This is a genomic window from Actinoplanes sp. NPDC089786, from assembly GCF_040684855.1.
In the GTDB taxonomy this organism is placed as follows: Bacteria; Actinomycetota; Actinomycetes; order Mycobacteriales; family Micromonosporaceae; genus Actinoplanes.
The window spans coordinates 1-2,259 of the sequence record NZ_JBFBGU010000071.1; the positions used below are offsets into that span (position 1 = coordinate 1).

General features: G+C 63.8%; 3 protein-coding genes. 2 read left to right on the forward strand and 1 reads right to left on the reverse strand.

The window, feature by feature from the left end:
* Positions 1–307: 307 nt before the first annotated feature.
* Positions 308–943, reverse strand: coding sequence for a TetR family transcriptional regulator (locus AB0O15_RS47905; RefSeq protein WP_364334911.1), 636 nt, complete (start codon positions 941–943; stop codon positions 308–310).
* A gap of 86 nt (positions 944–1,029) precedes the next feature.
* On the opposite strand from AB0O15_RS47905, the gene AB0O15_RS47910 reads away from it, so the two are divergent.
* Both AB0O15_RS47910 and AB0O15_RS47915 read left to right on the forward strand, forming a co-directional pair.
* Positions 1,030–1,665 (forward strand): NAD(P)H-binding protein, encoded by a 636-nt coding sequence (locus AB0O15_RS47910; RefSeq protein ID WP_364334914.1) that lies wholly within the window; start codon positions 1,030–1,032, stop codon positions 1,663–1,665.
* Between the two features lie 16 nt (positions 1,666–1,681).
* Positions 1,682–2,176 (forward strand): SDR family NAD(P)-dependent oxidoreductase, encoded by a 495-nt coding sequence (locus AB0O15_RS47915; RefSeq protein WP_364334916.1) that lies wholly within the window; start codon positions 1,682–1,684, stop codon positions 2,174–2,176.
* The last annotated feature ends 83 nt before the right edge of the window (positions 2,177–2,259 follow it).

Here is a 2,259-nt window from a genome sequence, read left to right on the forward strand (position 1 = left end):
ACAACCCAGACACGCTGCCACCGGTCACCCTCATCACCAACCCGCCGCGCCGAACCCACCCACGATCACCGACGTGCGGAAAGCGGGGCTAGCCGGCTGACCACTTACGTTCGGTGACGAGGTTCGACCACGGGAGCGCATTATCTGCGGCAGATCCGTGCGCTAATCCGCCACGCGCTGTGTCGGCTATCTTCAGTCGGGTGTCGATTGAGCCGATTGGCTGGCGCCGGCTTCCGCTTAACAGCAGCCCTCGACTCCGCCGACAAGCCGGTATGAATAGAAGTGCGTTCGGTTCGGTTTCCGACCGTCAGAGTATCGATGCGGCGGTAGGCGCCACGCCGTCCATAGCTCGATCCAGGACCGACGCGAGTGATAGCGAGTGCTGCTGATGGCTCCACGTTTCCTGCGCTGCGATGAGGCAAGCGACGGCGGCGCCTACTGTCGCCGCCAAAACTACTTCATCAGTGATGGTTTTTCCCGCAGTGCCGTCGGAGCGGTCGCGTAGTATTTCGATCATTTCATGCTGCGCTCCGTGCAGTCGTTGCAGGTATCGGCCCAGCAAGGCGGGGGTCGAGAAAATCGCCTGGTGAAGTTTCTGAACGGACGCGCGGTCGGTGCGGTTGTCGACGTGCCGAGTCAATCCCTCGAATGCCGCGCGTAGTGACACCCATGCCGGTTCAGCGTGCGGCCGTGATCGGAGAGCGGCGACGAGCAGGTCTGCGGAGCCGGCGAACCGGCTGACGAGGATATCGTCCTTGGTCGGATAGTAGCGGTAGGCCGTCCGGGTGGACATTCCGCATGCGGTAGCAATGTCATCCATTGTCGTCGCGTCATAGCCGCGCTCCATGAATAGCCGCTCCGCCGTTTCGGCGATGTCCTTTTGCACGGCAAGCCGTTTGCGGTCCTGGAGCCGCTCAGCATGGTCAGTCATCGAGACCATCATCACACACCTTGCCAGTACTGTCACGACCTGACACACTTGTCATGTCGTGACAACGCTGGCTCCCAGGACGAACGGAAGTGGACGCGATGAGACTCCTGCTGCTTGGCGCCACCGGTACCACGGGTGCACCGCTCACCGAAGCCGCACTCCGAGCAGGCCACGAGGTGACTGCACTCGTGAGGAATCCCGGAAAACTTCCGGAGCGACCTGGTCTGCGCACTGTTGCCGGCGATGTCCGGGATCCTCGCTCTCTGGCAACCGCAGCCGACAAGGCCGACGCGCTCATCAGCACCCTCGGCGTGGGTGCGTCACGAGATCCCGACAACTTGATCCGTGACAGCATGCGCGCCGTCATCGCCGCGACTGAGCAGACGGGTCTGCGACGCCTGGTGATTCAGTCGGCGTTCGGGGTCGGCGCCTCCTACCCCAAGTCCTCGGTCATGATGCGCCTGGGTTACCACCTCGCACCTGCGGTGTTCCGCGACAAGGCCGCAGGGGAAGATCAACTGACCAACACCGACTTGGACTGGACCCTGGCTTATCCCGGAGTTCTCACGAACCGCCCCCGCACAGGCCACATCGCCGCTATCGACCTTCGAGAGCTCGACCGGCTGCCAGGACTGCCCCGCATCGCCCGCGCAGACGTCGCCGACTTCCTCCTGCATACCGCCACGACCGGCACATGGATCCGGAGCATCGCCGTGCTCACGGCCAGCAAGTGACGAACGGAGCGACCACATGGCTAAAACCATCGTCATCACCGGCGCCAGCAACGGCATCGGTGCCGCCGCGGCACGGCGCCTGACAAACGCCGGCCACCACGTCGTCATCGTCGGTCGTTCCGCCCAGAAAACAGCGGCGATCGCCCGAGAGATCGGCGCGGACCACCACGTCGCCGACTTCTCGCGCCTGGACGACGTGCGGAGGCTGGCGGCAGCCGTCGACGCCCGCTACGCCCACGTCGACGTGCTGGCCAACAACGCCGGCGCCTACTTCCCCGAACCAACTCGGACCGTCGACGGTTTCCAGGCCACCTTCCAAGTTAATCACCTGGCTCCGTTCCTGCTCACCCGCCTGCTGATGGACAAGCTCATTACCAGTCGAGCCGCCGTGATCCAGACCTCGAGCGCCGGCGCACGTATGGGCCGAGTTGACCAAGACGACTTCGAACGCGACAAAAACTTCAACCCCCGGGTCGCCTACGCCACCGCAAAACTGGACGTGACTGGATAGGTCGTCGGGCGGTTCGGGTGTCTAGTGTGGAGGCTGGTAGGTTGACCGGCTGTGTCCGCTCAGCCGCCGCCGTCGTATGACGA

Coding starts and splice junctions, on each gene's coding strand:
- AB0O15_RS47905 (WP_364334911.1), bottom strand. CDS start 943: ATGATGGTCTCGATGACTGACCATGCTGAGCGGCTCCAGGACCGCAAA.
- AB0O15_RS47910 (WP_364334914.1), top strand. CDS start 1,030: ATGAGACTCCTGCTGCTTGGCGCCACCGGTACCACGGGTGCACCGCTC.
- AB0O15_RS47915 (WP_364334916.1), top strand. CDS start 1,682: ATGGCTAAAACCATCGTCATCACCGGCGCCAGCAACGGCATCGGTGCC.